The sequence below is a fragment of the Streptococcus sp. 'group B' genome, assembly GCF_002073795.1.
GTDB classification, from domain to species: domain Bacteria; phylum Bacillota; class Bacilli; order Lactobacillales; family Streptococcaceae; genus Streptococcus; species Streptococcus agalactiae.
In genome coordinates this window covers 926,550-953,431 of record NZ_CP020432.1, presented here as the reverse complement: position 1 = coordinate 953,431, position 26,882 = coordinate 926,550, and the positions used below count along the sequence as shown (strand labels likewise).

The window sequence follows — 26,882 nt, the reverse complement described above, 5'->3', positions numbered from 1 at the left end:
TGTTTAATAATATGAAATATGTTGTTCACGACGATGATAAATAATCATGACAATTCCGATAATAACTAAAATAACTGATAACCATTGTGACACGCGCAAACCCGCCAAATAAAGGCTATCTGTCCTCATCCCTTCAATAATGAACCGTCCACATCCATACCAAACTAAATAAAAACATGCCACTTCACCTTGTTTTAAAGTGCGCGGTCGATGACGAATAGACATGATGATGACAAAACCTAGGAAGTTCCAAAGAGACTCATATAAAAATGTAGGTACTCGGTAAGCTCCATCAATATACATTTGATTTTTTATAAAGTTTGGTAAGTAATTCAGATTTTTTACTGCCCTACCGTATGCTTCTTGATTAATAAAATTCCCCCATCTACCTATGGCTTGGGCAATCATCACTCCTGGAGCAGCAATATCCAGAAAATCAATGGGATTAATCAAGCGACGATATGAAAAAATCACAAGGAGAATGGCTCCGGTAATTAACCCTCCGTAAATAGCAATACCACCGTTCCAAATGGCGATAATCTCTACTGGGTGCTTAGAGTAATAAGCCCATTCGAAGATAACATAATAAATACGAGCTCCAACAATGGATAGTGGAAAAGCCATGAGAATGAAATCTAGAATATCATCCGACTTAATGTTCTTACGAGGGGCCTCTTTCATTGCTAAGTAAACTGCTAACAACATACCAGACACTATGCAAATAGCATACCAGCGAATAGAAAAGGGGCCTAATTGTATTGCTACTGGATTAATCATCATTGACCTCGTTCTGACTAATCAAATGTGTTAAACGATCCTCAAAAGTCTGGGTAGCATCAAACCCCATTTGTTTAGCTCTGTGATTCATAGCCGCTGCTTCAATAACTACTGACACGTTTCGGCCTGTTTTAACAGGAATACGTATCCGAGGAACCTTAACTCCAGATAATTCGATCTCTTCATTGCCATTTCCGAGTCTATCAAAAACTTTTCCAGTTTCAAAGTTTTCAAGGTATATAGCTAATTGCACTTGCGATGAATCTTTAACCGCACTAGCTCCATATAGGCTCATAATATCAATGATTCCCACACCTCTAATTTCAAGTAAATGACGTAATATCTCAGCAGGCTCTCCCCAAAGCGTCTCTTCGTCTTTAGCATAAACATCAACACGGTCATCTGCTACCAAACGATGTCCTCGCTTAACTAGCTCTAGTCCTGTCTCACTCTTACCAATACCGGAATCTCCTTGAATCAGAACACCCATACCATAGATATCCATCAAGACACCATGAACACTTGTCCTCTCAGCTAAGCAAGAATCTAAATACCAAGAAACTTCACCTGATAAACGACTTGTAGGGGCCTTACTTTGAAGAATAGCAATACCGGTATCTTTAGCCGCCTCATACATCTCTTCTGGAATTTCTAAATCACGTGCTACAACAATAGCTGGTGTTTCTTTTTGGAACATCTCACGTAACACTTGATAACGATTATGTCCTGTCATAGCCATTAAATATGACCACTCTTTCATACCAACAAGTTGCAAACGCTCTGGTGCATAATAATCAAAATACCCTGTCATTTCTAGACCAGGACGTGAAATGTCAGCTGTTGTAATCCGCTTAGATAATAGATGTTCATCACCATAGATGACATTTAACTTTAAGCGGTCAACTAACATTTGAACAGTAACTGCCATACTTACTCCTTCTTATAAAAGTGAATATCCCTATTGCTATACCCTACAATTTAAAGTTGAGCAAAGGTACTAAACACTTTCATTAATTTACACCCACATTATATCATACTTTTTACTAAAAGTAAGCGCTAACGCGTTTTTCTGAAAAAAAGAAGATATTTTGAAAAAATGGTCTAAATAAAGCTAAGAAAAAAGGAGATTCGTCTAGCAAATCTCCTTTATATGAATTACCAGAACCAACCGTCATCATCAACAGGTTCAGCATCTTTACGTCTTCTGGGACCTTGTCTTCTTGTTTCAATAATATCTTCTTTATAGGGTAAGAAAACAGCTAATAAAATATATAGCAAAAGACCAAATTTGGTAAAATACAAAATCAGTGCAATCAACACCCGTGAAAGAGCTAAATCCCAGTTATACTTATCAGCTAGACCGGCGACAACACCGCAGACCAACTTACCTTTTCGTTGTTTGTAGAAGCTTGATTTCATACCTATCCTTCTTTCTATCTACTCTATATTTTAATTATAACTACTTTGACAGTAAAATTAAATAGGCCTTACGACTGATTTTAAAAACTCTCTATCAAGCGACCATGACAATAACCACAAGCAAACTTGCGTAAATTAACACGTCTCCTACGTCGGTATACTTGACCACAAGATTGGCAAGAGTAATGATGATAATTCACTTTAACAGCCGTAACTCTAGGGGTATATCGTAAGCCATCGACTTTTTCTAGTAACTCTTTAAAAGCTTTATCCCTATGTCGATATCCTTTACCTTGTATATAGAGATGATAATGGCAAAGCTCATGTCTTACAATCTTACGAAAAATATCAATACCAAACTCACGATAAATTTTGGGATTAAAGTCAAGGTGTCTATCGTTTGGAAAGAAGCGTCCTCCGGTTGTTCTTAAGCGATTATTCCAATGTGCAGTATGTAAAAACTGACATCCAAAATCTTCTATAGACACCTTCTTAACATAATTAGTCAAGTCCGTCTGGCTTGATAAGACTAAGTCCAATTCTGCCACGCTCCGCATCTACCTCTACAACCCAAACAGTTACAATATCACCAACAGAGAGATATTTGCTTGGATGTGGTAAAGGAGGCATTTTTCTAGTTTTTTTATCGCGTTTTCGCTTAATAAGGCGAGACTGGTGGATTAGACCATCTTCATGAACACCAATATCAACAAAAGCACCAAAATCAACGACGTTTCGAACAGTTCCTTGCAATTCCTGTCCAACTTTTAAATCACTGACATCTAAAACATCATGTCTCAAAACAGGCGCTTCAAAATCATCACGCAAATCACGACCTGGTTTCAAAAGATCTTCTATAATGTCTTTTAATGTTTCTTGACCTACCCCAATACTTTCTGCTGTTGCAATTAAGTCAAGGTGTTGTAACTTCTCTTTTGCAAGATCATCTAATTCTTTGATAGTCAGTTGGTCAAGCAACTTTTTAACAGCTTCATAAGACTCAGGGTGAACGCCTGTATTATCCAAGAAATTTTTAGCATTAGGAATACGTAAGAATCCAGCAGCTTGCTCAAAAGCTTTTGCTCCTAATCTGGGTACTTTCTTAATTTCAGCACGTGACTTAATTTGCCCATTCTCTTCACGATATTTAACAATATTTTCAGATATTGTTTTATTTAAACCTGAAACGTGAGCTAACAAGGCTGGACTTGCTGTATTAACATTAACACCTACTTGGTTAACTACAGTTTCAACAACAAAATCAAGATTTTCTGCTAATTTTTTTTGACTAACATCATGTTGATATTGACCCACACCAATAGATTTTGGATCAATTTTGACTAGTTCTGCTAACGGGTCTTGCAGACGTCTTGCAATTGAGATAGCCGAACGTTTTTCAACTGTTAAGTCTGGAAATTCATGACGTGCCAATTCTGAGGCTGAATAAACAGAGGCACCACTTTCGTTAACAATCACATAGGATACGTCTGGAAAATCTTGTAAAACTTCTGCAACAAATGCTTCTGATTCACGACTCGCTGTTCCATTCCCTATAGCAATAATTTCTATATTGAATTCTTTGATAAGTTTTGCTAACTCTATTTTTGATTGTTCGATTTTTGCTTGATTAGCTGGAGGAACTGGATAAATCACTTGTGTTGTCATTAATTTTCCAGTTTGGTCTACTACTGCTAATTTTGCTCCTGTACGAAAGGCAGGGTCAAAACCTAACACCATTTTCCCCTTAAGCGGTGAGACTAACAATAAGTTACGAAGATTCTCTGAAAACAGTGAAATTGCACCATCTTCTGCTCCTTCACTTAGTTCTGTACGGATACGGCGTTCCATAGCTGGAACAATTTTTTTCTTGACAGTCTGTACAATAAGGTCATCTATATATTGGCTAGTTTCTTTAAATCGAACAGCAAAAAAGCGAAACATTTTTTCAAGGTTATGCTCAAAATTAACCTTAAGAACACCCATTTTCTCACCACGATTCAATGCTAAAACTTGATAGCCATGGAGTTTACTTATTTTTTCAGAAAAGTCATAGTAGATTTTGAAGACCTGTTTTTCATCAAGTGACTCATCTTTAACAACTGCAGTGATTGAGCTGTAGTTCCAGATCTCATTATATGTCCATGAACGTAATTTATTATCCTCAGAAAAAGCTTCGATAAGAATATCTACTGCTCCAGAAAGGGCCTTCGTAGTTGTCTCAAAACCATCTGTAAGATAGTTTTGAGCTTCTTCCTCAAGGTTATCCTTATTTTGTAAAATAAGACGTGCTAAAGGAAAAAGACCTGCTTCACGTGCAATCGTAGCTTTCGTACGACGTTTTTCTTTATAAGGTAGGTAGAGTTCCTCAACATCTGCTAGTTTAGTTGCTTCTTCAATAGCCTTTTTGAGTTCTTGAGTCAACTTTCCTTGTTCTTCAATTTTGGCTAAGACCGTAGTTTTACGATCTGAAAGAGCTGTCATACTCTTATCAAGGTCAATAATTGATTTGATTTGAACTTCATCCAAATTACCTGTCATTTCTTTACGATAACGGGCAATAAAAGGAATAGTATTTCCTTCATCTGTTAATTCTAAAACCTTTTCGATTTGTGACGCTTTAATACCTAAATCAATAGCAATTTGTGTAATATTTAAATTTTCCATAACGCTTTTATTATAGCATATTTTTGACTTACGAAGAGTTTTAAAAAGCGATTTCAAGATAGCGTTTTTATAATCTAACAATAAAAAACAGACCAGGTCTGCTTTAATTCTTTTCAAAATATTTTCGAACAATTGGTGCTACTTCCTCACCATAAAGTTTGATGGCATTTAGGACGTCTTTGTGAGGCATAGAGCCAACTGGTAGATGTAACATAAAACGGTCTAACTCAAGCGCTTCAACAAGTCCTATAATTTTATGTGCAACCACTTCAGGACTTCCTACAAAAATAGCACCTTCTGGACCTACTGAACGTAAATACTGCTCTTTAGTCATTTCAGACCAATGAGGGCGTCCCTTAGCAATATTATCGACGGTCTGTTTCGTAGGGAAAAAATAACGGTCAATAGCGGTTTGATTATCCTCTTCAATCCATCCCCAAGAGTGAGCAGCAACTTTTAGTTGTTCTGGTTTGTGTCCATTACGACTACCAACTTCTTTATAAATATGGACCAATTGACGAAAGGCTTTGGGATTCCCACCAATAGTTGCATAAACAATTGGCAAACCTTGTTCTGCAATACGAATTGTAGAATCAACATTTCCTCCTGTTGCCACCCATATTGATAACTGTCTTTGTAATGCTCTTGGATAAATTGGTCGCTCATTAACTGTTTGTGTCAAATGACCTTTCCAATCGAGATTTGTCGCTGAGTTAATTGCTAACAACATATCCATTTTTTCATTAAATAAATCATCATAATCCGCTAAATCGTATCCAAACAATGGAAAAGACTCAATAAAGGAACCACGCCCTGCCATAATTTCTGCTCTACCATTTGAAAGTGCGTCAATCGTTGAAAATTGCTGATAGACGCGAATAGGATCATTGGAAGAGAGAATCGTTACTGCACTAGATAAACGGATATTATTAGTTCTAACCGCTCCTGCTGCTAGGATAATTTCGGGTGCAGAGACCGCAAAATCTTCACGATGGTGCTCTCCAATACCATATACATCTAAACCAACTTGATCAGCTAGTTCAATCTCAGCAACTAATTGGCGAATCCTCTCAGGATGTGAATAGCTTTGGTTTGTTTCTTCAAGGATTGTTGTCTCTCCGAATGTTGTAATACCTAATTCAATCATAATCTTACCTCATCAATCTACTAATAACATTTTATCACTATATAGTATCATTTCCAATCGATTTGTTTTTTTATGTTAAAAATAAGCTAATATAGTATAATAGGTTATTATATAAAGAAAGAGGTGCCATTAATGGCTATTACGCACAAACGTCAAGATGACTTAGAAAGTATGTTCGCTAGTTTTGCTAAAGTACCAAAACCTAAAAAAGTTGATTCTGATTCAAAACCTGAACAGAAAGATGATTCTCAGAAAGATTAAGTTCTATGGATATCTTTAATCAATTACCGGATAGTGTCCTTCAATGGTTTGCCATTTTCATTTCCATTATTATTGAGGCACTTCCTTTTGTTTTGCTTGGAACTATTTTATCAGGAATTATTGAAGTCTTTATAACACCTGATATAGTCAATAAGTTCTTACCGAAAAATAAATTTCTCAGAGTCTTATTTGGAACCTTCGTTGGCTTTGTCTTTCCTTCTTGCGAATGTGGTATCATTCCTATTATTAATCGATTCCTTGAAAAGAAAGTGCCTTCATACACGGCAGTTCCGTTTCTTGCTACTGCTCCTATTATTAATCCTATTGTTTTATTTGCGACCTACTCAGCATTTGGAAATTCTATACGCTTCCTGATATTACGCTTTGTAGGTGCTACCATTGTAGCCATTGCTTTAGGAGTCATGCTTGCCTTTTTAGTAGATGATAATATTCTAAAAGAAGACGCTAAACCTACTCATTTTCATGATTATTCTGATAAGAAGTGGTATCAAAAAATCTTTCTAGCCTTAGCTCATGCCATCGATGAATTTTTTGACACAGGACGCTATCTAGTATTTGGCACTTTAATTGCTTCAGCTATGCAAATTTATTTACCAACTCGAGTTCTTACTACTATCGGACACAGCCCTATCACAGCCATCTTAGTTATGATGTTGCTTGCTTTCATCTTGTCATTGTGTAGTGAAGCTGACGCTTTTATAGGTGCTTCTTTATTATCAACCTTTGGAATCGCGCCAGTGATGGCTTTCCTTTTAATTGGACCCATGATTGATATTAAGAATTTAATGATGATGGTAAATTCTTTTAAAACAAGGTTTATTGTCCAATTCATTAGTGTATCTTCTCTTATTATTATTATCTATTGTTTATTTGTGGGGGTAATATAATGATTCGATTTCTTATTCTTGCTGGTTATTTTGAATTAAGCATGTATTTAAAGTTATCAGGTAAACTAAATCAGTATATTAATACTCATTATACCTATTTGGCCTATATTTCAATGGTCCTATCTTTTATTTTAGCAATTGTACAACTAATTATTTGGGTTAAAAATATGAAAATGCATAGTCACCTACATGGTAAAATAGCTAAATCAACAAGCCCAATGATTTTAGTATTTCCCGTTTTAGTAGGTTTGTTAGTACCTACAGTTAGTTTAGACTCGACCACAGTCTCTGCCAAGGGATATAATTTCCCTCTAGCAGCCGGCTCTACTGGTACTGTCAGTCAAGATGGGACACGCGTTCAATATTTGAAACCAGATACCAGCACTTATTTTACTTCTTCAGCCTATGAAAAAGAAATGCAAAAAGAGCTTAAAAAATATAAAGGCTCTGGTACATTAACCATCACAACTGAAAACTACATGGAAGTTATGGAACTAATTTATCTCTATCCCGAGCAATTCATGGATCGCCAAATACAATATACTGGGTTTGTTTATAACGAACCCAAACACGAAGGATATCAATTTATTTTCCGCTTTGGAATCATTCATTGTATTGCTGATTCAGGAGTTTATGGTCTACTAACAACTGGAAATCAAAAAAGTTATCCGGACAATACTTGGGTAACTGTTAGAGGTACAATTAAATCCGAGTATAATCAATTGTTACAACAAAACTTACCAGTCTTACACATTGAAGAGTCTCGTCAAGTTTCTAAACCTAATAATCCTTATGTTTATCGTGTCTTTTAAATCGAGTAGAGGCTAATCTCTAGCCCCTCTCACACCACCGTACGTGCCGTTCGGCATACGGCGGTTCAACTAACTTTTAACGCATGTCGTTCAAGATAGTAATCTAAGCAACTGACCAGTCCTCGCTTTGCGAGGGCTGGTTTTGATATAGCACGTTTGAGTACCGACTTCTGAGCTACCAACTGATAGTGGTCACCCCATCCAGAAACTTTATCGGCTATCCATCTAGCAACTCCTAGTTTTAAGAGTCCCCATAGGCGCTTTGCTTTCTTCTTCCATTGCTTCCAGATAATCACTCGAATACGGGTTCGCAGACGCTCATCTATTTGTGTCATGATACTCTTCATATTGCCAAGCGAGAAATAGTTTATCCATCCTCGAATGACCCAGTTCAATCGTTCAATGCGAGTTATCAGGTCAATGCTCCATTTCCTCATCGTCAGTTGCTTCAGTTTTCGCTTAAAGCCTGAACGCTGTCTTGGTGAGGACGACACTTCCAACCTTTTGGAGATTTCCAGAAACCAAATCCGAGGTATTTGAGTTTGTTCGGTCTGACAATCTTGGTCTTAGTCATGTTGACTTTCAACCCTAATCGCTTCTCAATATAGCTACTGACCGAATGCATGACCCGCTTAGCAGCTGCTTCGCTTCCGACAGTGATGACACAGTCATCGGCGTAACGGACAAAGCGAAGACCTCGCTTTTCCAACCCTTTGTCTAACTCATTAAGCATAATATTAGATAGGAGGGGTGATAGATTCCCGCCTTGAGGTGTCCCGACTAAAGTCTTATGTCGCTGTCCGTTAATAACAACTCCCGAATGGAAGTACTTACGAATCAGTGACTCCGTATCGCCATCTTGAATGATATTATGAACCAGGGACATCAATCTGTCTTGCGGAACAGTATCGAAGAACTTTTCCAAGTCAATGTCCACAATCCACTCGTAGCCATCGTTTAAATACTCAAGTAGCTGAACAATGGCTGTTTCGCAGGAGCGATTGGGTCTGAACCCATAGCTATACTCTGAAAAATGTTTTTCGCAGAGTGGACTCAAAACTTGAACGATGGCCTGCTGAATCATTCTATCCATAGCCGTCGGGATACCTAGGTTACGAACTCCTCCGTTTGGTTTTGGGATTTCAACCCTGAGAACCGGTTGAGGTTTATAGCTCCTCTCTTTGATGAGTTTCTTGGTTTCTCGCCAATTTTGGTGAAGATAGTCATCCATCTGCTCGATAGTGACCCCATCGATACCAGCAGAACCTTTGTTTGATTTCACTTGCTTGTAAGCTTCGAGCATATTGTTCCGAGATGATATCTTATCTAGCAATTCTGACATGTGCGTATTCCTTTCTTTTTTCGTTGTCTGCATGATATCTTACATTGGTGAACCTTCCTCTAGTCAATACGTAACCGCATCTAGTTCTATCAGACCGTTTGTTTTACAGACACAAGTGAAGTAGGATTACTTCGATTAGTTGTTCACCCCTTCGTTCCATTTCCATTACAGAAACTTCATCACTACTATGGGTTCGGCTGACTTCTTGTCGTTCGTTGTTACTAGGTTTTACCCTTGACAGGACCTCACGGGATAAGTCGGACATCTTTCCTCGTTTACTCTCGTGATTTACGTATATAGGTTACGACTACCTATTTGGACTTTAGAGTTTATAGCCCCCTCATCCGCTATATACGCCTTCATATCACGTTTCTGTTCATAGAGCCATGATTTCGCTATCCCTTCCTCTCCCCGCTACCTCACGATAGTCAAGCTTGGGAGTCGCTATTGGGTTCACCGGTAGCGGGTGCCCACAGAGGACTTGCACCTCAGATGTACGACATGCCCGTCGTACTATAAAAAGAACTTTCTAAATGAAAGTTCTTTTTTCTTATAAAATTCCTTCCAGAAGGCCACGCATGAAATCTTCTGAATTAAATTCACCAATATCATCGATTTTTTCGCCGAAACCAATGAATTTAACAGGAATATCTAGTTCTTGACGAATAGCCAGTACCACACCACCCTTAGCAGTACCATCAATTTTAGTCAGAATAAGGCCAGTTAATGGTGTAATTTTCGAGAACTCTTTAGCTTGACTTAAAGCATTTTGTCCTGTAGATGCATCTAAAGCAAGCAAAGTTTCGTGGGGAGCATCTGGTACGACACGCTTAATAATACGTCCAATTTTTTCCAACTCTGCCATAAGGTTTTCTTTATTTTGCAAACGTCCTGCTGTATCAATTAACAAGACATCAACGCCTTGAGCAACGGCTTTTTCCATGCCATCAAAGACAACGCTAGCCGGATCTGCTTTTTTTTCTCCAGTGACAACTGGTACATCAACACGGCGTCCCCATTCTACTAGTTGAGCCACAGCACCTGCACGGAAAGTATCAGCTGCTACTAACATAACTTTTTTCCCTTGAGACTTGTATTGATGAGCTAACTTACCTATAGATGTCGTTTTTCCAACACCATTAACACCTACAAAAAGCATTACGGTTAAACCTTCTTGGAAATTGATAGCCTCATTATAAATACCATCTTTTTCGTAGATTTCAACTAATTTTTCAACGATAACACGTTTTAAATCCTCTGATTTCTTGGCATTCTCTAATTTTGCTTCATAACGAAGGTCTTCAGTTAACTGTGTTGCAACATTTACCCCAACGTCAGATAAGATTAACATTTCTTCTAATTCTTCAAAGAACTCTTCGTCAACACGACGGAAGTTAGAAAGGAAAGCATTAAGGCGTGCACTAAAACCTGTGCGTGTTTTTTTCAGGCTACGATTATATTTTTCCTCTTGACTCTCAGCTTTTATAGTGTCTGCCTGTGATTGCGATAAAACTTCCTGTGCCTCAGAAAGTTCTGACTCATCTGTTGACAGCGAATTAGACGAGATTTCTTTCTCAATTGCTTTACGTTTAGCATAGTAATCTGCTAAAAAAGCATCAGCCGCAGATGTATCCTCTGACTCTGTTTGTACCTCAGTTTTTCCACTAGACATCTCTTCTTGAAGGGGAGTTTCTGAAAACTGCTCTGAAGCCTGACTATCACTTGATTGCTCCTCATCACTAAAAGATGCCTCAGATTTAGCAGAAACATTGTCAGAAAGAGTCGTGGAATCAGGAACTACATTTCCTACCTCAGAAGTATCTGCCACCTTTGTCTTAGCCCTATCTTCTAGTTCTAAAAAACTATCGTCTTCTTTTACAGGAATTTCAGAGGTATCTTCTGACTCTAAAGGATGAATTTCAGAGGTAACTGGTTGATGTGATTCTGACAATGCTGTATCTCTTTCTAATTCTAAGAAAGAATCATCTTCTGCGACAGGGACTTCAGAGGTTCGATTCAAAGTTGACTCCTTCGAAAAGTTGCTGCTTTCCTCTTTATCAATAACTGAATCTTCATTTTCTAAAACAACAGATTCTGATGCTTCAATTTCTAGTTCTTTATCTTTTTTCTTATGTCCAAATAGGCGGTCAAATAATCCCATTAATTTTCCTCACTTAAAATATATTTCCCAACTGCTTCGGCAACTCCAGACTCATCGTTATTACAAATAGTTGTCGCTTTTGCTGTTGCCTTAGCTTCTGGAATACCATTAGCCATTGCAACTCCTAAGCCTGCCCACTCTAGCATTGATAAATCATTTGCTTCATCTCCCATTGCCATAACTTGACTACTATCTAACCCAAGGTGTTTTGTCAGTAGTTCTAAGCCGACTGCTTTATGAACACCTTTAGGCATCAATTCTAAAATGATATCACGTGATTTAAACATTTCATAGTCAACTTTAAGTCTATCAGGAAGTTTAGCAATTTGTTGATCAAGATATGTAGCATCAATAACACTAACAATTTTATTATAAACTACATCCTTTGGCACTTGCTCTAAATCATCAACTTCTATAAATTCTAAGAGTGGGTTGGCTAAATGATATTGAGAATGGTGTCCCTTGTTAGCAATACTATATACCGTTCCCTCACTTAAGATATCTGTTGGCAAACCCACTTGATACAACTCCTCATGGATATCTTCCACTTCTTGTCGTGTCATTGCAGTTTTAGCTAAGATTTTCCCTGTATTTTGTTGAACTAAACCACCGTTAAAAGTAATGCTGTAATCTTCATCAGATACTAACTCTAGGTCCTCTAACAAATTACCAATTGCTTTTAAAGGACGCCCTGTTGTAATAACAACTTTTATACCTTTTTCTCTAGCTGCTTTTAAGGCCACTTTATTTTCTTCTGAAACTTTCTTATCTGTTGTAAATAAAGTGCCATCTAAATCTAAGGCAAGTATTTTAATATCCAACATTAATCCACCATACTTTCTAAATAAGCCATTACAGCTTGATCATTGTGATGACCTATAATACAATCTGCTATCTCTTTAACTTCTGGTCTAGCATTTTCTGTTGCGATAGCTTTTCCTGACCACTCTAGCATTTCTAAATCATTAATATTGTCACCAAAAGATAAGACTTCTTCTGCTCTAATACCGTATTGTTCACAGAGGTGCTCTAAACCATTTCGTTTATTAACTGAGCTTAGAATAATATCAATGGATTTAAAACCTGTTGTCACTGCTGTGGCATACGGTATAGCTTGATTTACCCACTCCTCAGCTTGTCTAACAGTCTCTTCAGTAAAGTTAGCCGTTACTTTGAAAACAATATCATCAACATCTTCAAAGTGAGAAACTTTTTGCAAATTATCATAATAATGAGTGATGAATTCAATATAATCTGGATTGGCATCACTTAGAATATATGCACCATCCTTGCCAGATAAGACATATTCATTATTCTCCATATAAGGGCTCTTACTCAAATGGTCAATAATATCTAAGTATTGTTCTCGACTCAAGTGCTGTTCATATGCCAAGCGATTAAATAAGACTGCTGCACTTCCGTTTTCTGCTATAAAAGCCATCTGATCACGAAAGTCAGCAAATAATTGTTCAAGTGATAATAAGGAACGCCCACTTGCTGCCGTAAAGACAATTCCTTGTTCTTTAAATTTTTTTAGCACATTTGCTAAACGTTTTTTATCATAGGTACCGTTTTCATCTAAGAATGTACCGTCCATATCGGTTGCTACTAATTTTATCATGGAATCTCCTAACTAAAGGGTTTACATTTACTATTGTAACATAAAATAAGGCTGAAAATCCAAAAAACAGAAGGGATCCCCTTCTGTTTTCTAATTGGTCATTTCTTGAGCTTCTTTTAATTTTACAGAAACAATTTTGGAAACGCCTGATTCCTGCATCGTTACCCCATAGATACTATCAGCAGCAGACATAGTCCCTTTTCGGTGAGTAACAACGATAAATTGACTTGATTTATCAAATCGATTAAGATAATCGCCAAATCGCTTAACATTTGCTTCATCTAAAGCGGCCTCAACTTCATCCAAGATGACAAATGGAATTGTCTTAACACGGATAATGGCAAATAATAATGCTAACGCTGATAATGCTTTTTCACCACCTGACATCAAGTTTAAAGACTGGATTTTTTTACCAGGAGGTTGAACCGAAATATCAACCCCAGCTGATAATAAATCACCTTCTGTCAGAATAAGGTTCGCAGAACCTCCACCAAACATCTGTACAAAGGTTTCTTTGAAACTATGACGAATGGCTTCAAATGTCGATTTAAAACGAGTCTTAACTTCATCATCCATATCTGTAATCGTCTCTAGTAATAAATTTTTGGCATGAACTAAGTCGTCTCGCTGTGTGTTAAGGAAGGTCAATCGTTCATGAACTTCTTCAAATTGAGCAATTGCATCAATATTAACAGGTCCTAAAGCTTTAATTTTAGCTTGTAGAGATTTCAATTGTTCACGCGCCATCAAAATATCTTCCAAGACATTTGCTTTTACCTTCGCTTCATCCAATGTCATCTGATAGTCTTCTGATAATTGACGTGAGAATATCATCAATTGTTGAGATAATTGTTCACATTGTGACTCTAATTGAGCTTGCTGACGAATAAGGCTTTCATTTTTTTGTCCTTCTTTAGCCAGAGAAGCAGCTAAATCATCTAAAGCAGCTTCACAATCCTCCAATTCAAAACGGAGACTCACAAGCTTTTCTTCGTCATTTTCTCTTCTCTTATTTGCTTGTAGCAACTGTTTTTCTATACGTGGAAGCTCTTCTTTGTCTAATTGACTGTCCTGATGGCTTAGTAACGTTTGTAAATTACTAATGTCACGTTTTATTTCAGACAAGGTAATCTCTAGACGTGTACAGTTGGCACGTTCAAATTTCTGCTCGTTTAGCAAATCACGTTCTTCTAGCTGTGCCTCTGACAATAATGTTGTTAGATTATTGACTTTTTCTTGAATTGAATCTTTATCTTCCTTAATTTGAGCAATTGAAGTTGTCAACTCTTCTTTTTTAATAGCAAATTGTTCAAGTTCTTTTTCTAAACGATTTTTTTCATTTTCAGAAGTAGTTTGTTCCAACGCCCCGCTGCTTAATTGCAAGCCATTATATAGTTTATTTAAATCAGCAAGCTTTTCTGATAGTTGTTGATACTCTATATCAGCTCTTTGTTCCTCAAGACGAGCTTGTTCTCCATCATTCTTAAGTTGTGCTAAGGTTTCTTGTTTCTCTTTGAGTTGCTCTAACAATGCGGCAACTTCTTTTTCTTGAATTAACTGTTTACTTTGTGCCTGTTTCAATTCTTTTTTTAGATTATCCAATTCAGGCTTGATAAAAACAGTATTATTTTGACGATTTGCTCCCCCTGAGTACGACCCTCCAGGGCGTAACTCTGTTCCATCTAAGGTTACTAAACGTACTTGATAATTCAATTGTCTTGCAGCTACATTAGCATTATCAACCGTATCAAAAATAGCAGTTAACCCTAAGTTATTTTTAAAAATGTTTGACAAGCGTTGATCATAGGTTACCAATTCACTAGCTATTCCTAAAAACCCTTGAGAACTTTGTAATTTTGAGAGATAATGTTGTGCTAATTCTCTTGGTTTTATTGTAGTTAAAGGCAGAAATGTCGCTCTACCTTGGCGGTTTTTCTTTAAAAAAGCAATTGAACGTTTGGCAGCACTCTCGTCTTCAACAATGATGTGTTGGCTGCTACCTCCCAAAGCTATCTCCAATGCTGTTTGGTAATGTTTGTCAAAGCTAAGATGCTCACTAACAGCACCTATGATACCTCCAAGCTGGTCCTTAGCCTGTAGAACTGACTTCACTCCAGCATAGAAATTACTATGATTTTTCAAAATAGATTCTAAACTCGAAATACGTGCTTGCTTTGATTTGATTTCATCTAAATGATCAAATAAAATTGACTGCTGATTCTTATACTCACCTTCTAGATTTTGCAAGGTTTGACCTAAATCTTGGTAGTGAGATAATAACTGACGAACATTCTTCTTTGCAGCCTCAAATCGTTCCAATGCTACCTTTGCGTTACTTTTTAATACTTCTAAATTTTTGCTAACTTCTTGTATTTCTTGAGATTTAGCTTGAGAAGCTTGTTTTTGATTCTCTATATCAGCTAGTAAAGCTGTTAAAGCGTTTGAAGTGTCGGCTTCTTCTTGCATCAAGGTAACAAAGTCTTCTCGAAGTTTTTCAATAACCTGATCCGGATTAGTTGAAAAACGCTCTAAGGAACTTTCTATACTAACAATTTCTGATCTTATTTGGGCTATTTTTTCCGACAGAGTAGTTAACTCTATATTTTTTTGGGTAATCTGGTCATTACAATCTTTAGCTTTAACTTCTAACTCTGCTAAGCGTTGACCTGCCTCTTCTTTCTTTTCAGCCTTTTGGCTTGACTCTAAACGAATCAGATCAATTTGGCGTTCCAAATCTGACTTTAACTTTGTAACGTCTAAAAGAGCTAACTGTTTAACCTCAATTTCTTCAGATAAATGGTGACGTTTCTGTTTTAACGATTGATTTTCATCTTCAAGGGACTGACGTTGTTGGTAATAAGTTGCTAACTCTTCTCTTACTGTCAATAGCTTTTCCTCAACAGTAGTTAAATCTGATTGATGTTGTAAAATATCTTCAATCAAAATAGATAAGTGGAGTCCTTGTCGTTCCTCATCTAATACTAAAAAACGCTTAGCAATACTTGCTTGTTTTTCTAATGGTTGGACTTGCATGTCCAATTCATAAATAATATCCTCTAAGCGATCTAAGTTCCCTTGAGTTTGTTCTAATTTGGATTGTGTTTCTTTCTTACGTGTTTTGTATTTCAGAACACCAGCGGCTTCTTCAAATATGGCACGGCGCTCTTCTGGTTTACTATTAAAAATAGCTTCAACGCGTCCTTGGGAAATAATAGAAAAAGAATCTCTCCCTAATCCAGTATCCATAAATAAATCATGAATATCACGTAAGCGAACTTTGCGTCCATCTATTAAATATTCACTATCTCCGTTTCGAAAAATACGACGTTCAACTCGAACTTCGTCAGCTATATTTTCGATAAAGTGGTCGCTGTTATCTAAAGTAACACTCACTTGCGCATAATTAAGGGGCTTACGATTTTCTGTACCAGCAAATATGACGTCTGGCATCTTACCTCCTCGTAAACTTTTTGCGCTTGATTCTCCCAATGCCCAACGTAAACTCTCTGTGATATTACTTTTACCTGATCCATTTGGACCTACAACAGCAGTAACTCCTTGATCAAATTCTACCTTAGTTTTATCCGCAAAGGACTTAAAGCCTTGCATTTCAATTTCTTTTAAAAACATGATTTCCTCATTGTAACGTTGCTAAAGCATTTTTGGCAGCGTCTTGTTCAGCAGCTTTCTTTGATCGTCCAATTCCTTGGCTCAAATTTTCTTGGTTGACAGATACAGTCACCTCAAATTCCTTTGCATGTGCTGGACCACTTTCATTAGTAACTTGATAATCTATTTTTACATCCCCATGAGATTGAAGTAATTCTTGCAAGCTTGTCTTGTAATCTTTAACACGCTCATAGGTCCCTTTTTCAACGTGAGGGATCATTACCTTGTTAACAAAGGCATGAACCACTTCAACACCTTTATCCAATAATAAAGCTCCTAAAAAAGCCTCAAATAAATCTCCTAAAATAGTGTCACGATTACGTCCACCAGATTTTTCTTCTCCTTTTCCAAGTTTAATATAGTGATCAAAGCCACATAGACGTGAAAAACCTGCAAGACTTTCCTCACGAACAATCATTGAACGTAATTTTGATAAATCACCTTCTGCCTTTTGAGGGTACTTTGTAAAAAGATACTGTGAAATAAGTAATTGTAGAACAGCGTCTCCTAAAAATTCCAAACGTTCATTATGTGAAATGTTTAGGAGGCGATGCTCATTTGCGTATGATGTATGGGTAAAAGCTGTATCTAATAATTCTTGATTAGCAAAAACAATACCATAGTCTTTTTCCAGCTTTGATCTTAATTCTTTCATTTTTTCTCCTTGATTTCAATCATAGATAAAATATTAAACAAATACCATTATACCACAGTTGACAAATAATCAAACATTTTGGAAGTTAAACTTATCTTCCAAAGAAAACGTTTCCTTAATTACATATTTGAATATTCAACAAAAGACTAGGATACACACCTAGTCTCTTGTTAACTATTCATCAATTTTATCAGGTACTACATAAAAAAGCACATAAGTTCCTACAATAGTTCCAATCAATAATCCCAGTTTGAGCCACATTAGAGGAGCAAAATATATTGAAATCCCCATCAAGATATAAATTTGCCAAATCATTGACTTTTTACGCGCTGGGGCAATACTTCTGCTTTCAACAAAATCTGCAGCGTAGTATTTATAAACTTTAGTTTGACGCAACCAAATATCAAATTTTTCAGAGCTTCTCGAAAAGCAAAAAGCTGAAAGCAATACTAATGGAGTCGTTGGAACTACTGGCAAGACAATACCTGCAATGCCTATCCCTAAACTAATAAATCCTAAACTAATGTAAAAAATCTTTTTCAATCTTAAATCCTCGTCAGTGGGGTAGCTGAATCAGGTGAAGTATCGTGAACAGAAAAATCTGTGCCCACACCAAAGTCAGCTCTCATTAAATTGTTTTCCATAGTCATGTGAGCAAGTTCCTTAATATTATTTTCCTTACTCAAGTGTCCTAAATAGATGTGTTTAGTACGGTTACCTATAGTGCGAATCATGGTTTCTGAACCATCTTCATTAGATAAATGTCCTTTATCTGATAAAATACGTTGCTTAAGTGTCCAAGGATAAGAACCCGAACGTAGAATCTCAATGTCGTGATTTGACTCGATCAAATAACCATCTGCATTCTCAATCAAGCTTGCCATTCGGTCGCTAACATATCCTGTATCTGTCAACATCACAAAGCTCTTATCATCTTTCATCATACGGTAAAATTGGGGATCCACAGCATCATGACTTACACCAAAGCTCTCAATATCTAAATCCCCGAAAGTTAAGGTTTTACCGCGTCCAAAAACATGCTTTTGACTAACATCAACTTTGCCTAACATGTTACGCTCATCCATAACTTTCCACGTCTGCTCATTGGCATAAATATCAAGGTGATATTTCCTAGCCAATACGCCAACACCTTTAATGTGGTCAGAATGTTCATGGGTAACTAGTATAGCATCTAAATCTTCTGGTTTACGATTAATTTCTGCAAGAAGGCTAGTCACTTTCTTGCCTGTTAAACCAGCGTCAATTAAAAGACGTTTTTGGGGTGTCTCAATATAAAAACAATTTCCAGTTGAACCTGAAGCTAAGATACTATATTTAAATCCTATTTCTGACATGTTTTAATCTTCAACGTCCTCCCATTCTTCATAAGTTACAGCATCTTTATCATAAGGCAAGACGATTGTAAAAGTAGACCCTTTACCATACTCACTCTTAGCCCAAATAAATCCCTTATGCTGCTTAACAATTTCTTTTGCAATTGACAAACCAAGTCCAGTCCCACCCTGTTGACGACTTCTCGCCTTATCAACACGATAAAAACGATCAAAAATGAGAGGTAAATCTTTTTTGGGAATACCTAAGCCTTGGTCTGATATTGATAAAATCATCTGCGTTTTAGTTGTGCGTAGATTAACTGTAATCTTACCACCATCTGGTGAATACTTGACTGCATTATTTAAAATGTTATCAATCACTTGAGTCATCTTATCTGTATCAATTTCCACCCAAATTGACTTAAGAGGATAATCTCTGACAATTTCATAAACTTTTCCTGTGACTGTTTTTTGATTTCTAATCTGATCAAATCGATTCAAAATTGAGGTCATGAAAGCTGTAAAATTCGTCATTTCAACATCTAAATGCGTTACTTCATTATCAATGCGCGATAAACTTAATAAATCTGATATCATACGCATCATACGATTTGTTTCATCTAGAGATACCTTAATGAAGCTTGGAGCAACTTCTTCATTGAGCGCTCCCTCATCTAAAGCTTCTAAATAAGATTTTACAGATGTCAAAGGTGTACGAAGTTCATGAGAAACATTAGATACAAAAAGTCTTCTTTCACGCTCTTCTTTCTCTTGCTCAGTAGCATCGTGTGATACTGCAACTAAACCGGAAATAAAACCACTTTCACGACGGTTCAAAGCAAATCGAATCCGTAAGGTAACAAATTCACCATTTTCATCACGTCTATTAAGAACTACCTCTGGCGTCTTAGAGACTAAATCTTGGAACGAATATGGACTTCCCGACCCTAACATATCAACAATATTCATTGATAAAGCTTCATCATATGCTAGATTGAACTGCTGTTGGGCTGTCTCATTAATCATAACGATTTTTCCTGAACGATCTGTAGCCAGCACACCGTCAGTCATATAAGTTAAGATACTCGCTAAGCGATTCTTTTCTTGTTCTAAGTTATCATGTGCCATTCGGAAGACATCAGATAAATCATTTAGACTTTCCCCTAATTCTACCAAATCTGCATCACCTTGAATTAGAATACTATCTGAATAATTTCCTGCTATCAAATCTCTGACTTTCCAATTCAAAAGCCGGATATCTTTAGACATTTTAAAATCTCTAACCGCTAGATAAACAAAATAGACAGCAACAAAAACTAGTAAAAAAAGTAAGGCTAGCTCAAACGACCTAATATTTGCAGCACTATTATTCATAAGACTTCATGTAATAACCTACACCACGTCGAGTCAAAATATATTCTGGACGACCAGGAGTATCTTCAATCTTTTCACGTAAACGTCTCACCGTCACATCAACTGTACGGACATCTCCAAAATAATCATATCCCCAAACCGTTTCCAATAAATGTTCGCGTGTCATGACTTGTCCTATATGTGTCGCTAAATGGTGAAGTAATTCAAATTCTCGGTGCGTTAATTCAATTTCTTCGCCACGTTTCTTAGCAATAAAGGCGTCTGGTAAAATTTGCAACTCACCAATAGTAATATCTGAAGAAGCATTTTGAGCACTTTCTTCTGCTACAGCTGTTTCAATATTTTCAGTACGTCGTAAATGTGCTTTGACCCGTGCCAAAAGTTCACGATTTGAAAAAGGTTTAGTAACATAATCATCTGCACCGATTTCTAAACCAATGACTTTGTCAAACTCACTGTCTTTTGCGGAAAGCATAATAATAGGAATATGGCTGGTTTTACGAACTTCCTTAGCCACTTCTAAACCATCTAGTTCAGGGAGCATTAAATCCAAAATGATTAAATCTGGTTGAAATTCTGCATATTGTACTAAAGCTTCACGGCCATCGAAAGCTGTCGCCGTTTCATATCCTTCTTTGGTTAAATTAAATTTGATAATATCTGAAATTGGTTTTTCATCATCAACGATAAGTATTTTTTTCATATTTTACCTCTATTACTTTCTGGTCTCCCACTTCCATCCATAAACTGAAAAATAAAAGTGACCGAAAATATGATAATATGGGCCTAAAGCACCACTATTATCACTAATTATAACAGATTTCCTAGTTAATTGGAAACTTTCAATACATCCTATTAAACTGAAAAATAAATGATACGAGAACGTAATATTTTTACTAGAAATACCGCTCTAAAAATAGCAATGTTTAAATCAATCCTACTCTTTAATATTCTGAATTTATTGACAAGCTCACAAACAGGTGATACACTTATCTATAATGTTAGGTAACCTAACAATAAACTGTTATTTTAGGAGGTTCTTATGTCACTCATATCTTATAAGAATGTTAACAAGTATTATGGAGATTATCACGCCCTTCGTCAGATTAATTTGGAAATAGAGCCAGGGCAAGTGGTTGTTCTATTAGGACCTTCTGGATCAGGTAAATCAACACTCATTAGAACAATGAACGCTCTCGAATCTATTGACGATGGTAGTTTGGTCGTGAATGGACATGAATTAGCAAATATTTCATCTAAAGAATTGGTCAACCTCCGTAAAGAAGTTGGTATGGTTTTTCAACATTTTAACCTTTATCCCCACAAAACCGTGTTAGAAAATATTACATTAGCTCCTATTAAAGTATTAAAACAATCTAAAAAAGAAGCTATGGAAATTGCTGAAAAATATTTAAAATTTGTCAATATGTGGGAAAGAAAAGATTCCTACCCATCTATGCTATCAGGTGGTCAAAAACAAAGAATTGCTATTGCTAGAGGGCTTGCCATGCATCCAAAACTCCTCCTCTTTGATGAGCCTACCTCTGCCCTTGATCCCGAAACCATCGGAGACGTTCTTTCAGTGATGCAAAAATTGGCAAATGACGGAATGAATATGGTCGTTGTAACTCATGAAATGGGATTCGCACGAGAAGTTGCTGATCGTATTATTTTTATGGCTGACGGGGAAATTTTAGTAGATACTACGGATGTGCAAGACTTTTTTGATAATCCCACAGAACCACGTGCCAAACAATTTTTAAGAAACATTATCAACCATACCAGTACTGACCTTTAGGAGGACGAAATATGCTGAGACGAAAAAGATTAACGCTCTATCTATTATCCTGTATTTTCATTTTCCTGTTATTTTATCCCAACTCAACGTCAGCTAATCAATTATCAGAAATCAAAAAATCGGGTGTCCTTAAAGTTGGAGTCAAGCAAGATGTGCCTAACTTTGGTTATTATAATGCTGAGACGAATCAATACGAAGGAATGGAAATTGATATTGCCAAAAAAATTGCCAAATCCTTAGGCGTCAAACCAGTTTTTGTACCGACAACTGCACAAACCAGAGAGCCTCTGATGGACAATGGGCAAATTGATATTCTAATCGCAACATACACTATCACGCCCGAAAGAAAAGCTAACTATAATATTTCTAAAGCTTATTATCACGATGAAATTGGATTTTTGGTGCGTAAAAATAGTCATATCAAAACTATAAAAGAATTGGATGGTAAACACATTGGTGTGGCTCAAGGTGCCACTACAAAAGTCAATTTAGAAAAATATGCTAAAGAACACAAGCTAAAATTTAGCTATGCTCAATTAGGGAGTTTCCCAGAATTAGCGATATCGCTGTACGCTAATCGTATTGATGCTTTTTCAGTTGATAAATCTATCCTTAGCGGCTACCTTAGCCCTCATACAACCATATTAAAAGAAGGGTTCAATACGCAAGAATACGGTATTGCAACCAGTAAACAGGACAAAGTCTTGATTCCCTACGTTAATAAGTTACTGGTATCATGGGAAAAAGATGGTAGTTTAAAACACATTTATCAAAAATTTAAGCTTAAACCCGCTAAAGTAAAAAAAGAATAGGGAGGATTTTTTATGACTTTATTAAACATCAGTCCTTTTGCCATTTCAAGGTGGGGCGCTTTCTTTAACCATTTTGACCTATTCTTTAAAGGCTTCTTATATACTCTAGGTATTTCGTTTGGTGCACTCCTACTTGCTCTGATATTAGGAATTCTCTCTGGTGGTTTATCAACTTCTAAAAGTAAAGTTGGTAAGTTGATATCACGTATCTATGTTGAAGTTTTTCAAAACACACCTCTTTTGGTTCAAATGGTTTTTGTCTACTATGGACTAGCAATCATTAGTAATGGTCATATTATGATTAGTGCTTTTTTCACCGCTGTTTTGTGCGTTGGCCTATACCATGGTGCCTATATTTCTGAAGTTATTCGCTCAGGAATTGAAGCTGTCCCTAAAGGACAAACAGAGGCTGCTTTAGCTCAAGGATTCACAGCTAATCAAACCATGCAACTTATCATTTTGCCTCAAGCTATCAGAACAATTTTACCACCAATGACCAACCAAGTTGTTAACCTAATCAAGAATACCTCTACCGTAGCAATCATTTCTGGAGCCGATATCATGTTTTTAGCTAAGGCCTGGGCTTATGATACGACTAATTATATCCCAGCTTTTTCAGGAGCTGCTATCTTCTATTTTGTTATTTGTTTCCCACTAGCAAGCTGGGCAAGAAAACAAGAAGAATTAAATAAGAAAACTTATTCTTAAGGAGGTTTGATATGTCATCAGTCTTAACACTAACAAATATACTATTTCTCCTTCAAGGGTTCGGTTTAACCTTATATATATCTTTTATTTCCATTTTACTATCAATGTTTTTTGGAACTCTATTAGCAATTATGAGAAATAGCAAAAATCCTATCTGGAAATTAATAGCTAGTATCTATATCGAATTTGTCAGAAATGTTCCAAATCTACTTTGGATTTTTATCATTTTCTTAGTATTCCAGATGAAATCAGTCAGCGCTGGTATTACTTCGTTTACAATTTTTACCTCCGCTGCTTTAGCAGAAATTATTCGGGGAGGTTTAAATGGAGTTGATAAAGGACAGACAGAAGCTGGACTTTCTCAAGGATTCACTTATTTGCAAGTTTTCATTATTATTATTTTTCCACAAGCTTTTCGCAAAATGTTGCCAGCCATTATTTCTCAGTTTGTAACGGTTATAAAAGATACATCACTACTTTATTCTGTTATAGCTATTCAAGAAATCTTCGGAAAAAGTCAAATTCTAATGGGAAGATATTTCGAAGCTGGACAAGTTTTTACACTCTACGCTATTATAACTGCTGTCTATTTCATTACAAACTTTATCATCTCAAGTTTTTCACGTAAACTTTCAAAACGTTGGGAGCAAGCTACTGAGTAATTAAAACGAAGGCCTTTTAGACCTTCGTTTTTTTATATCTTATTTAAATTAATCATTCATATGATCTCTAGAACGTTCAATGATTTTTCCAGTTTCTGCATCAATTTGATAATCAACTTCATTTTTATTTTTCAGGTCCACAAAGTCAATATCATAAACTGATTTTCCATTTTCAATTTCTTCTTTGATCTTAAGATTACTGACTTCTGATTCCTCTATATTAGCATCTTTAAATGCAATCTTTTTGGCTTCTTCTTGACTTATTTTATGAGATTTTTGACTTGACGATGAACTTGACTGAGAAGTCGATTTTGAAAAGCCATTATTATCCATGTCCCGCTCAAGGATTTGTCCAGTCTTAGCATCTACATGATAGCTGTATTCTGCGCTTTTGGTATTGAATTCAATTTCGTAGCTCCCTCTAAAGTTTTCAAATTCTTTGTCAATTTTTTGATGTATGACATCCTTCTTAGCCACTTTAGCATCTTTATAAGCAATAGCTAACGCTTGATTAGTTGTCTTTTGGAATTGTGATTGGTAAAATAATACACCACCTCCAAGGATAACAACAAGGACTAAAAGAACTCCTAAAAAAACTTTATTTTTCTTAATCATACAGCACCTTCTTTCTATTATTCAATTGTATTTTAACATAAGCTAGACACTTTTTCAATTTTGACCACTCGTTTATAAAAATATGTGGTCAATAAAAACCATTTGACATTAATACCGCAAATTAAAAGATACCATAGTATCATGGTATCTTTTAATAGTATATGTATCAGTTGATGCGCATTTTCTGCACAGCCTTCTTCAAGTATTTGACTTGTTTATCAACCGATTGCTTAGCACTACGCCTTCCAAATGCGTAATATCCTTTTTTATTGAAATAACTACAATCGTAATCCTCTTCTTTAAAGAAAAACCATTTCCTTCTAGATAGATTTGGCGATCTATAACCTCTAGTCATATCGTTTCGAAATTTTGGGTCTAACTTTACAGGATCAACATCTAATTCTTTATGACGTGTATTATTTTTAAAAGCATAATTAAAGCTAGCACCGTTGATAATGCCATTACGTGTGATTACTTCTGCGTCAATCTCGTTTAAAAAGTTTCCTTTGTCATCAATAATAAATTCCGTATGGAATGAAATTAAAAGCTTACTATTAATAACCGGCTCATCATCTGGGAAACCAAAGATTTCACCATTTCTCCGACGTTTATTATGCAAGCGAGCAGATTCATAGTAGGCGATACTATCTGGTTCTCTTAAACATGATAGGTAGTTTACTAAAGCATCTCTATCAGTCATACCAACATCTTTAAAGTATCGTCGAACATACTGTGCTTGCTGACTAGAAATCAAATAGCGGAATTGATGGAGTTTCCTATTTAATACAGTATCTTCGGCTAGACTATTCCCAGGAAAAGAATCATAAATAACTTGTGATAAGGCTATCCAGAAATCATCATGCGGAGCTAACTCATCTGAAAACTGTGCGACCAAGTATTGTGTTTCTGATAATTCTCCTGACAATTCAGTTGGCATTTTAGCCTGCTCTAACACGAATTCTAAAGCTTTGAGGGGTGCTTGTAAACTTAAAGAAGTCCAAAAATACTTAAAAATAGGAGAGCCAACTTTTATATCATCAATAGCCTTGAGTCCCTTTAAAAAGAGTAATAGATCATCTTTAGGTATGCTCCATTTATCTGCTAAAGACAGTATCATTTTTATATTTTGATAATAATTTTCTATCCCTTCAACTGTAAAAGGAATATTAAGAGCGGTCTTTGCCATATCTCTCCCCTCCAATTTTACTTATTATAGCAAAAAGGAAAGCTTAAAACCAAGAAATATCTTCACTAAAAAATGGCTCTCACTAGCCATTATATTTTTAAACAAGATACTGCGGTTTTTCGATTTTATACCCTACTCCTCTAAGTGTTTTTATATATTTAGGATATTTACTATCATCTTCGATTTTGTCACGGATATTAGAAATATGCACCATAATCGTTGTCTCATCACCTTCTAAATACCTACCATTAATCTTCTCATAGAGTTGTGTTTTAGTATAAATCTTTCCTGGTGATGACATTAAGATATGAAGAATCTTAAATTCTGTAGCAGTCAACTTGATATGTTTACCATTTTTAGTTAGTTCAACATGTTCCTCATCTAGTTCCAATTCCCCTATCTTTATAAATTGATTTTTAGGTTTGGCAAGACTATTGAATTCATAGTAACGACGCAGTTGCGAATTAATTCGAGCTAAAACCTCCAAAGAATTAAACGGTTTCGTGATAAAATCATCTGCTCCAATATTCAATCCTAATATTCTGTCCATATCTGTTGTCTTAGCTGCTAGCATAATAATAGGAATCTGACTATCTTGACGAATGAGTCGCGTCAACTCATATCCATCTATTTTAGGTAGCGTAATATCTATGATTGCTAAATCAATCTGATGTTGCTGAAATAAAGAAAAAGCCTCCTCACCATCACTAGCCATCACAACCTTATAAAGAGCTCCCTCTAAATACGACCTTAATAACTCTATTGTTTCGTCATCACCTTGCACTACTAATACTGTTCGCAATGCTCCATACCCCTTTTTATTAATACTATTTTCCTTTATGTGTCAATCATATTAATTATACCAAAAAATCTAATTTTGTGAATGTTATATGAGATTATTTATCTATAATTAGCTTATAATTAAACATCAAGAAAAAATTAGCATCTAAAAAACTG

Annotated in this window: 25 protein-coding genes and 1 pseudogene; 7 read left to right on the top strand and 19 right to left on the bottom strand. The window is 36.1% G+C overall.

Annotated elements, in window-relative coordinates:
• Positions 1-3: 3 nt before the first annotated feature.
• From lgt to A6J68_RS05260, 6 genes are all read right to left on the bottom strand, one after another.
• Positions 4-777 carry a prolipoprotein diacylglyceryl transferase gene (lgt, locus tag A6J68_RS05290; protein WP_000609726.1) on the bottom strand — a complete coding sequence of 258 codons (774 nt, stop codon included), beginning with the start codon at positions 775-777 and terminating at the stop codon, positions 4-6.
• Positions 770-1,705 carry an HPr(Ser) kinase/phosphatase gene (hprK, locus tag A6J68_RS05285; protein WP_000301753.1) on the bottom strand — a complete coding sequence of 312 codons (936 nt, stop codon included), beginning with the start codon at positions 1,703-1,705 and terminating at the stop codon, positions 770-772. The genes lgt and hprK overlap by 8 nt, the downstream gene beginning before the upstream one ends.
• Positions 1,706-1,932: 227 nt before the next feature.
• Entirely contained in the window at positions 1,933-2,196 is a 264-nt protein-coding gene (locus A6J68_RS05275) for a PspC domain-containing protein (RefSeq protein ID WP_000842478.1), read from the bottom strand.
• 80 nt (positions 2,197-2,276) lie between these two features.
• Entirely contained in the window at positions 2,277-2,735 is a 459-nt protein-coding gene (locus tag A6J68_RS05270) for a SprT family protein (protein ID WP_000366647.1), read from the bottom strand.
• Positions 2,698-4,860: a Tex family protein gene (locus A6J68_RS05265; RefSeq protein ID WP_000429380.1), complete on the bottom strand. Its 2,163-nt coding sequence runs from the start codon at positions 4,858-4,860 to the stop codon at positions 2,698-2,700. Before A6J68_RS05265 ends, A6J68_RS05270 begins: the two co-directional genes overlap by 38 nt.
• Before the next feature lie 103 nt (positions 4,861-4,963).
• Complete coding sequence (locus tag A6J68_RS05260) at positions 4,964-6,007, bottom strand: LLM class flavin-dependent oxidoreductase (RefSeq protein ID WP_000571055.1); 1,044 nt, start codon at positions 6,005-6,007, stop codon at positions 4,964-4,966.
• A gap of 132 nt (positions 6,008-6,139) precedes the next feature.
• Between A6J68_RS05260 and A6J68_RS05255 the strand changes: the two genes are divergently transcribed.
• The 3 genes from A6J68_RS05255 to A6J68_RS05245 are packed head-to-tail and all read left to right on the top strand — an operon-like array spanning position 6,140 to position 7,988.
• Positions 6,140-6,268 (top strand): SPJ_0845 family protein, encoded by a 129-nt coding sequence (locus tag A6J68_RS05255; protein WP_001018624.1) that lies wholly within the window; start codon positions 6,140-6,142, stop codon positions 6,266-6,268.
• Between the two features lie 5 nt (positions 6,269-6,273).
• Positions 6,274-7,176 carry a permease gene (locus A6J68_RS05250; protein WP_000350891.1) on the top strand — a complete coding sequence of 301 codons (903 nt, stop codon included), beginning with the start codon at positions 6,274-6,276 and terminating at the stop codon, positions 7,174-7,176.
• A complete protein-coding gene (locus A6J68_RS05245; RefSeq protein WP_000617815.1) occupies positions 7,176-7,988 on the top strand; it encodes a TIGR03943 family putative permease subunit in 813 nt (270 codons plus the stop codon). The genes A6J68_RS05250 and A6J68_RS05245 overlap by 1 nt, the downstream gene beginning before the upstream one ends.
• Before the next feature lie 65 nt (positions 7,989-8,053).
• Here the strand turns inward: A6J68_RS05245 and ltrA are convergent.
• From ltrA to yycF, 10 genes and pseudogenes are all read right to left on the bottom strand, one after another.
• Positions 8,054-9,330, bottom strand: a pseudogene (gene ltrA / locus A6J68_RS05240) (group II intron reverse transcriptase/maturase).
• 550 nt (positions 9,331-9,880) lie between these two features.
• Positions 9,881-11,491 carry a signal recognition particle-docking protein FtsY gene (gene ftsY / locus A6J68_RS05235; RefSeq protein WP_000522260.1) on the bottom strand — a complete coding sequence of 537 codons (1,611 nt, stop codon included), beginning with the start codon at positions 11,489-11,491 and terminating at the stop codon, positions 9,881-9,883.
• The gene (locus A6J68_RS05230) at positions 11,491-12,315 is read right to left on the bottom strand and encodes a Cof-type HAD-IIB family hydrolase (RefSeq protein ID WP_000884197.1); all 825 of its coding nucleotides are present in this window, start codon (positions 12,313-12,315) and stop codon (positions 11,491-11,493) included. Before A6J68_RS05230 ends, ftsY begins: the two co-directional genes overlap by 1 nt.
• On the bottom strand, positions 12,315-13,112 hold the full coding sequence (locus A6J68_RS05225; RefSeq protein WP_000594103.1) for a Cof-type HAD-IIB family hydrolase: 798 nt from the start codon (positions 13,110-13,112) through the stop codon (positions 12,315-12,317). The genes A6J68_RS05230 and A6J68_RS05225 overlap by 1 nt, the downstream gene beginning before the upstream one ends.
• A gap of 90 nt (positions 13,113-13,202) precedes the next feature.
• Positions 13,203-16,742: a chromosome segregation protein SMC gene (smc, locus tag A6J68_RS05220; RefSeq protein ID WP_000478786.1), complete on the bottom strand. Its 3,540-nt coding sequence runs from the start codon at positions 16,740-16,742 to the stop codon at positions 13,203-13,205.
• 7 nt (positions 16,743-16,749) lie between these two features.
• A complete protein-coding gene (rnc, locus tag A6J68_RS05215) occupies positions 16,750-17,436 on the bottom strand; it encodes a ribonuclease III (RefSeq protein WP_000661526.1) in 687 nt (228 codons plus the stop codon).
• A 174-nt stretch (positions 17,437-17,610) separates the two neighbouring features.
• Complete coding sequence (locus tag A6J68_RS05210; RefSeq protein WP_000719384.1) at positions 17,611-17,979, bottom strand: YbaN family protein; 369 nt, start codon at positions 17,977-17,979, stop codon at positions 17,611-17,613.
• A 2-nt stretch (positions 17,980-17,981) separates the two neighbouring features.
• A complete protein-coding gene (locus tag A6J68_RS05205; protein WP_001289498.1) occupies positions 17,982-18,791 on the bottom strand; it encodes an MBL fold metallo-hydrolase in 810 nt (269 codons plus the stop codon).
• 3 nt (positions 18,792-18,794) lie between these two features.
• Positions 18,795-20,144 (bottom strand): cell wall metabolism sensor histidine kinase VicK, encoded by a 1,350-nt coding sequence (gene vicK / locus A6J68_RS05200; RefSeq protein ID WP_001065465.1) that lies wholly within the window; start codon positions 20,142-20,144, stop codon positions 18,795-18,797.
• A complete protein-coding gene (gene yycF, locus A6J68_RS05195) occupies positions 20,137-20,847 on the bottom strand; it encodes a response regulator YycF (RefSeq protein WP_000722052.1) in 711 nt (236 codons plus the stop codon). The genes vicK and yycF overlap by 8 nt, the downstream gene beginning before the upstream one ends.
• Positions 20,848-21,186: 339 nt before the next feature.
• Here yycF and A6J68_RS05190 point away from each other — a divergent pair, with 339 nt between their 5' ends.
• From A6J68_RS05190 to A6J68_RS05175, 4 genes are read left to right on the top strand one after another with little or no spacing between them, the layout of a single operon-like run.
• Positions 21,187-21,942, top strand: coding sequence for an amino acid ABC transporter ATP-binding protein (locus tag A6J68_RS05190; protein ID WP_000053146.1), 756 nt, complete (start codon positions 21,187-21,189; stop codon positions 21,940-21,942).
• Between the two features lie 11 nt (positions 21,943-21,953).
• Positions 21,954-22,754 (top strand): transporter substrate-binding domain-containing protein, encoded by an 801-nt coding sequence (locus A6J68_RS05185; RefSeq protein WP_000946173.1) that lies wholly within the window; start codon positions 21,954-21,956, stop codon positions 22,752-22,754.
• 12 nt (positions 22,755-22,766) lie between these two features.
• Positions 22,767-23,462, top strand: coding sequence for an amino acid ABC transporter permease (locus A6J68_RS05180; protein ID WP_105253165.1), 696 nt, complete (start codon positions 22,767-22,769; stop codon positions 23,460-23,462).
• 11 nt (positions 23,463-23,473) lie between these two features.
• Entirely contained in the window at positions 23,474-24,124 is a 651-nt protein-coding gene (locus A6J68_RS05175; protein WP_000100034.1) for an amino acid ABC transporter permease, read from the top strand.
• A gap of 48 nt (positions 24,125-24,172) precedes the next feature.
• On the opposite strand, the gene A6J68_RS05170 is transcribed toward A6J68_RS05175, so the two are convergent.
• From A6J68_RS05170 to A6J68_RS05160, 3 genes are all read right to left on the bottom strand, one after another.
• A complete protein-coding gene (locus A6J68_RS05170; protein WP_000592389.1) occupies positions 24,173-24,739 on the bottom strand; it encodes a PepSY domain-containing protein in 567 nt (188 codons plus the stop codon).
• Positions 24,740-24,905: 166 nt separating this feature from the next.
• Positions 24,906-25,925: a DUF3114 domain-containing protein gene (locus A6J68_RS05165; protein WP_001140268.1), complete on the bottom strand. Its 1,020-nt coding sequence runs from the start codon at positions 25,923-25,925 to the stop codon at positions 24,906-24,908.
• A 97-nt stretch (positions 25,926-26,022) separates the two neighbouring features.
• Positions 26,023-26,727: a response regulator transcription factor gene (locus A6J68_RS05160; RefSeq protein ID WP_001261246.1), complete on the bottom strand. Its 705-nt coding sequence runs from the start codon at positions 26,725-26,727 to the stop codon at positions 26,023-26,025.
• Positions 26,728-26,882: the final 155 nt, after the last annotated feature.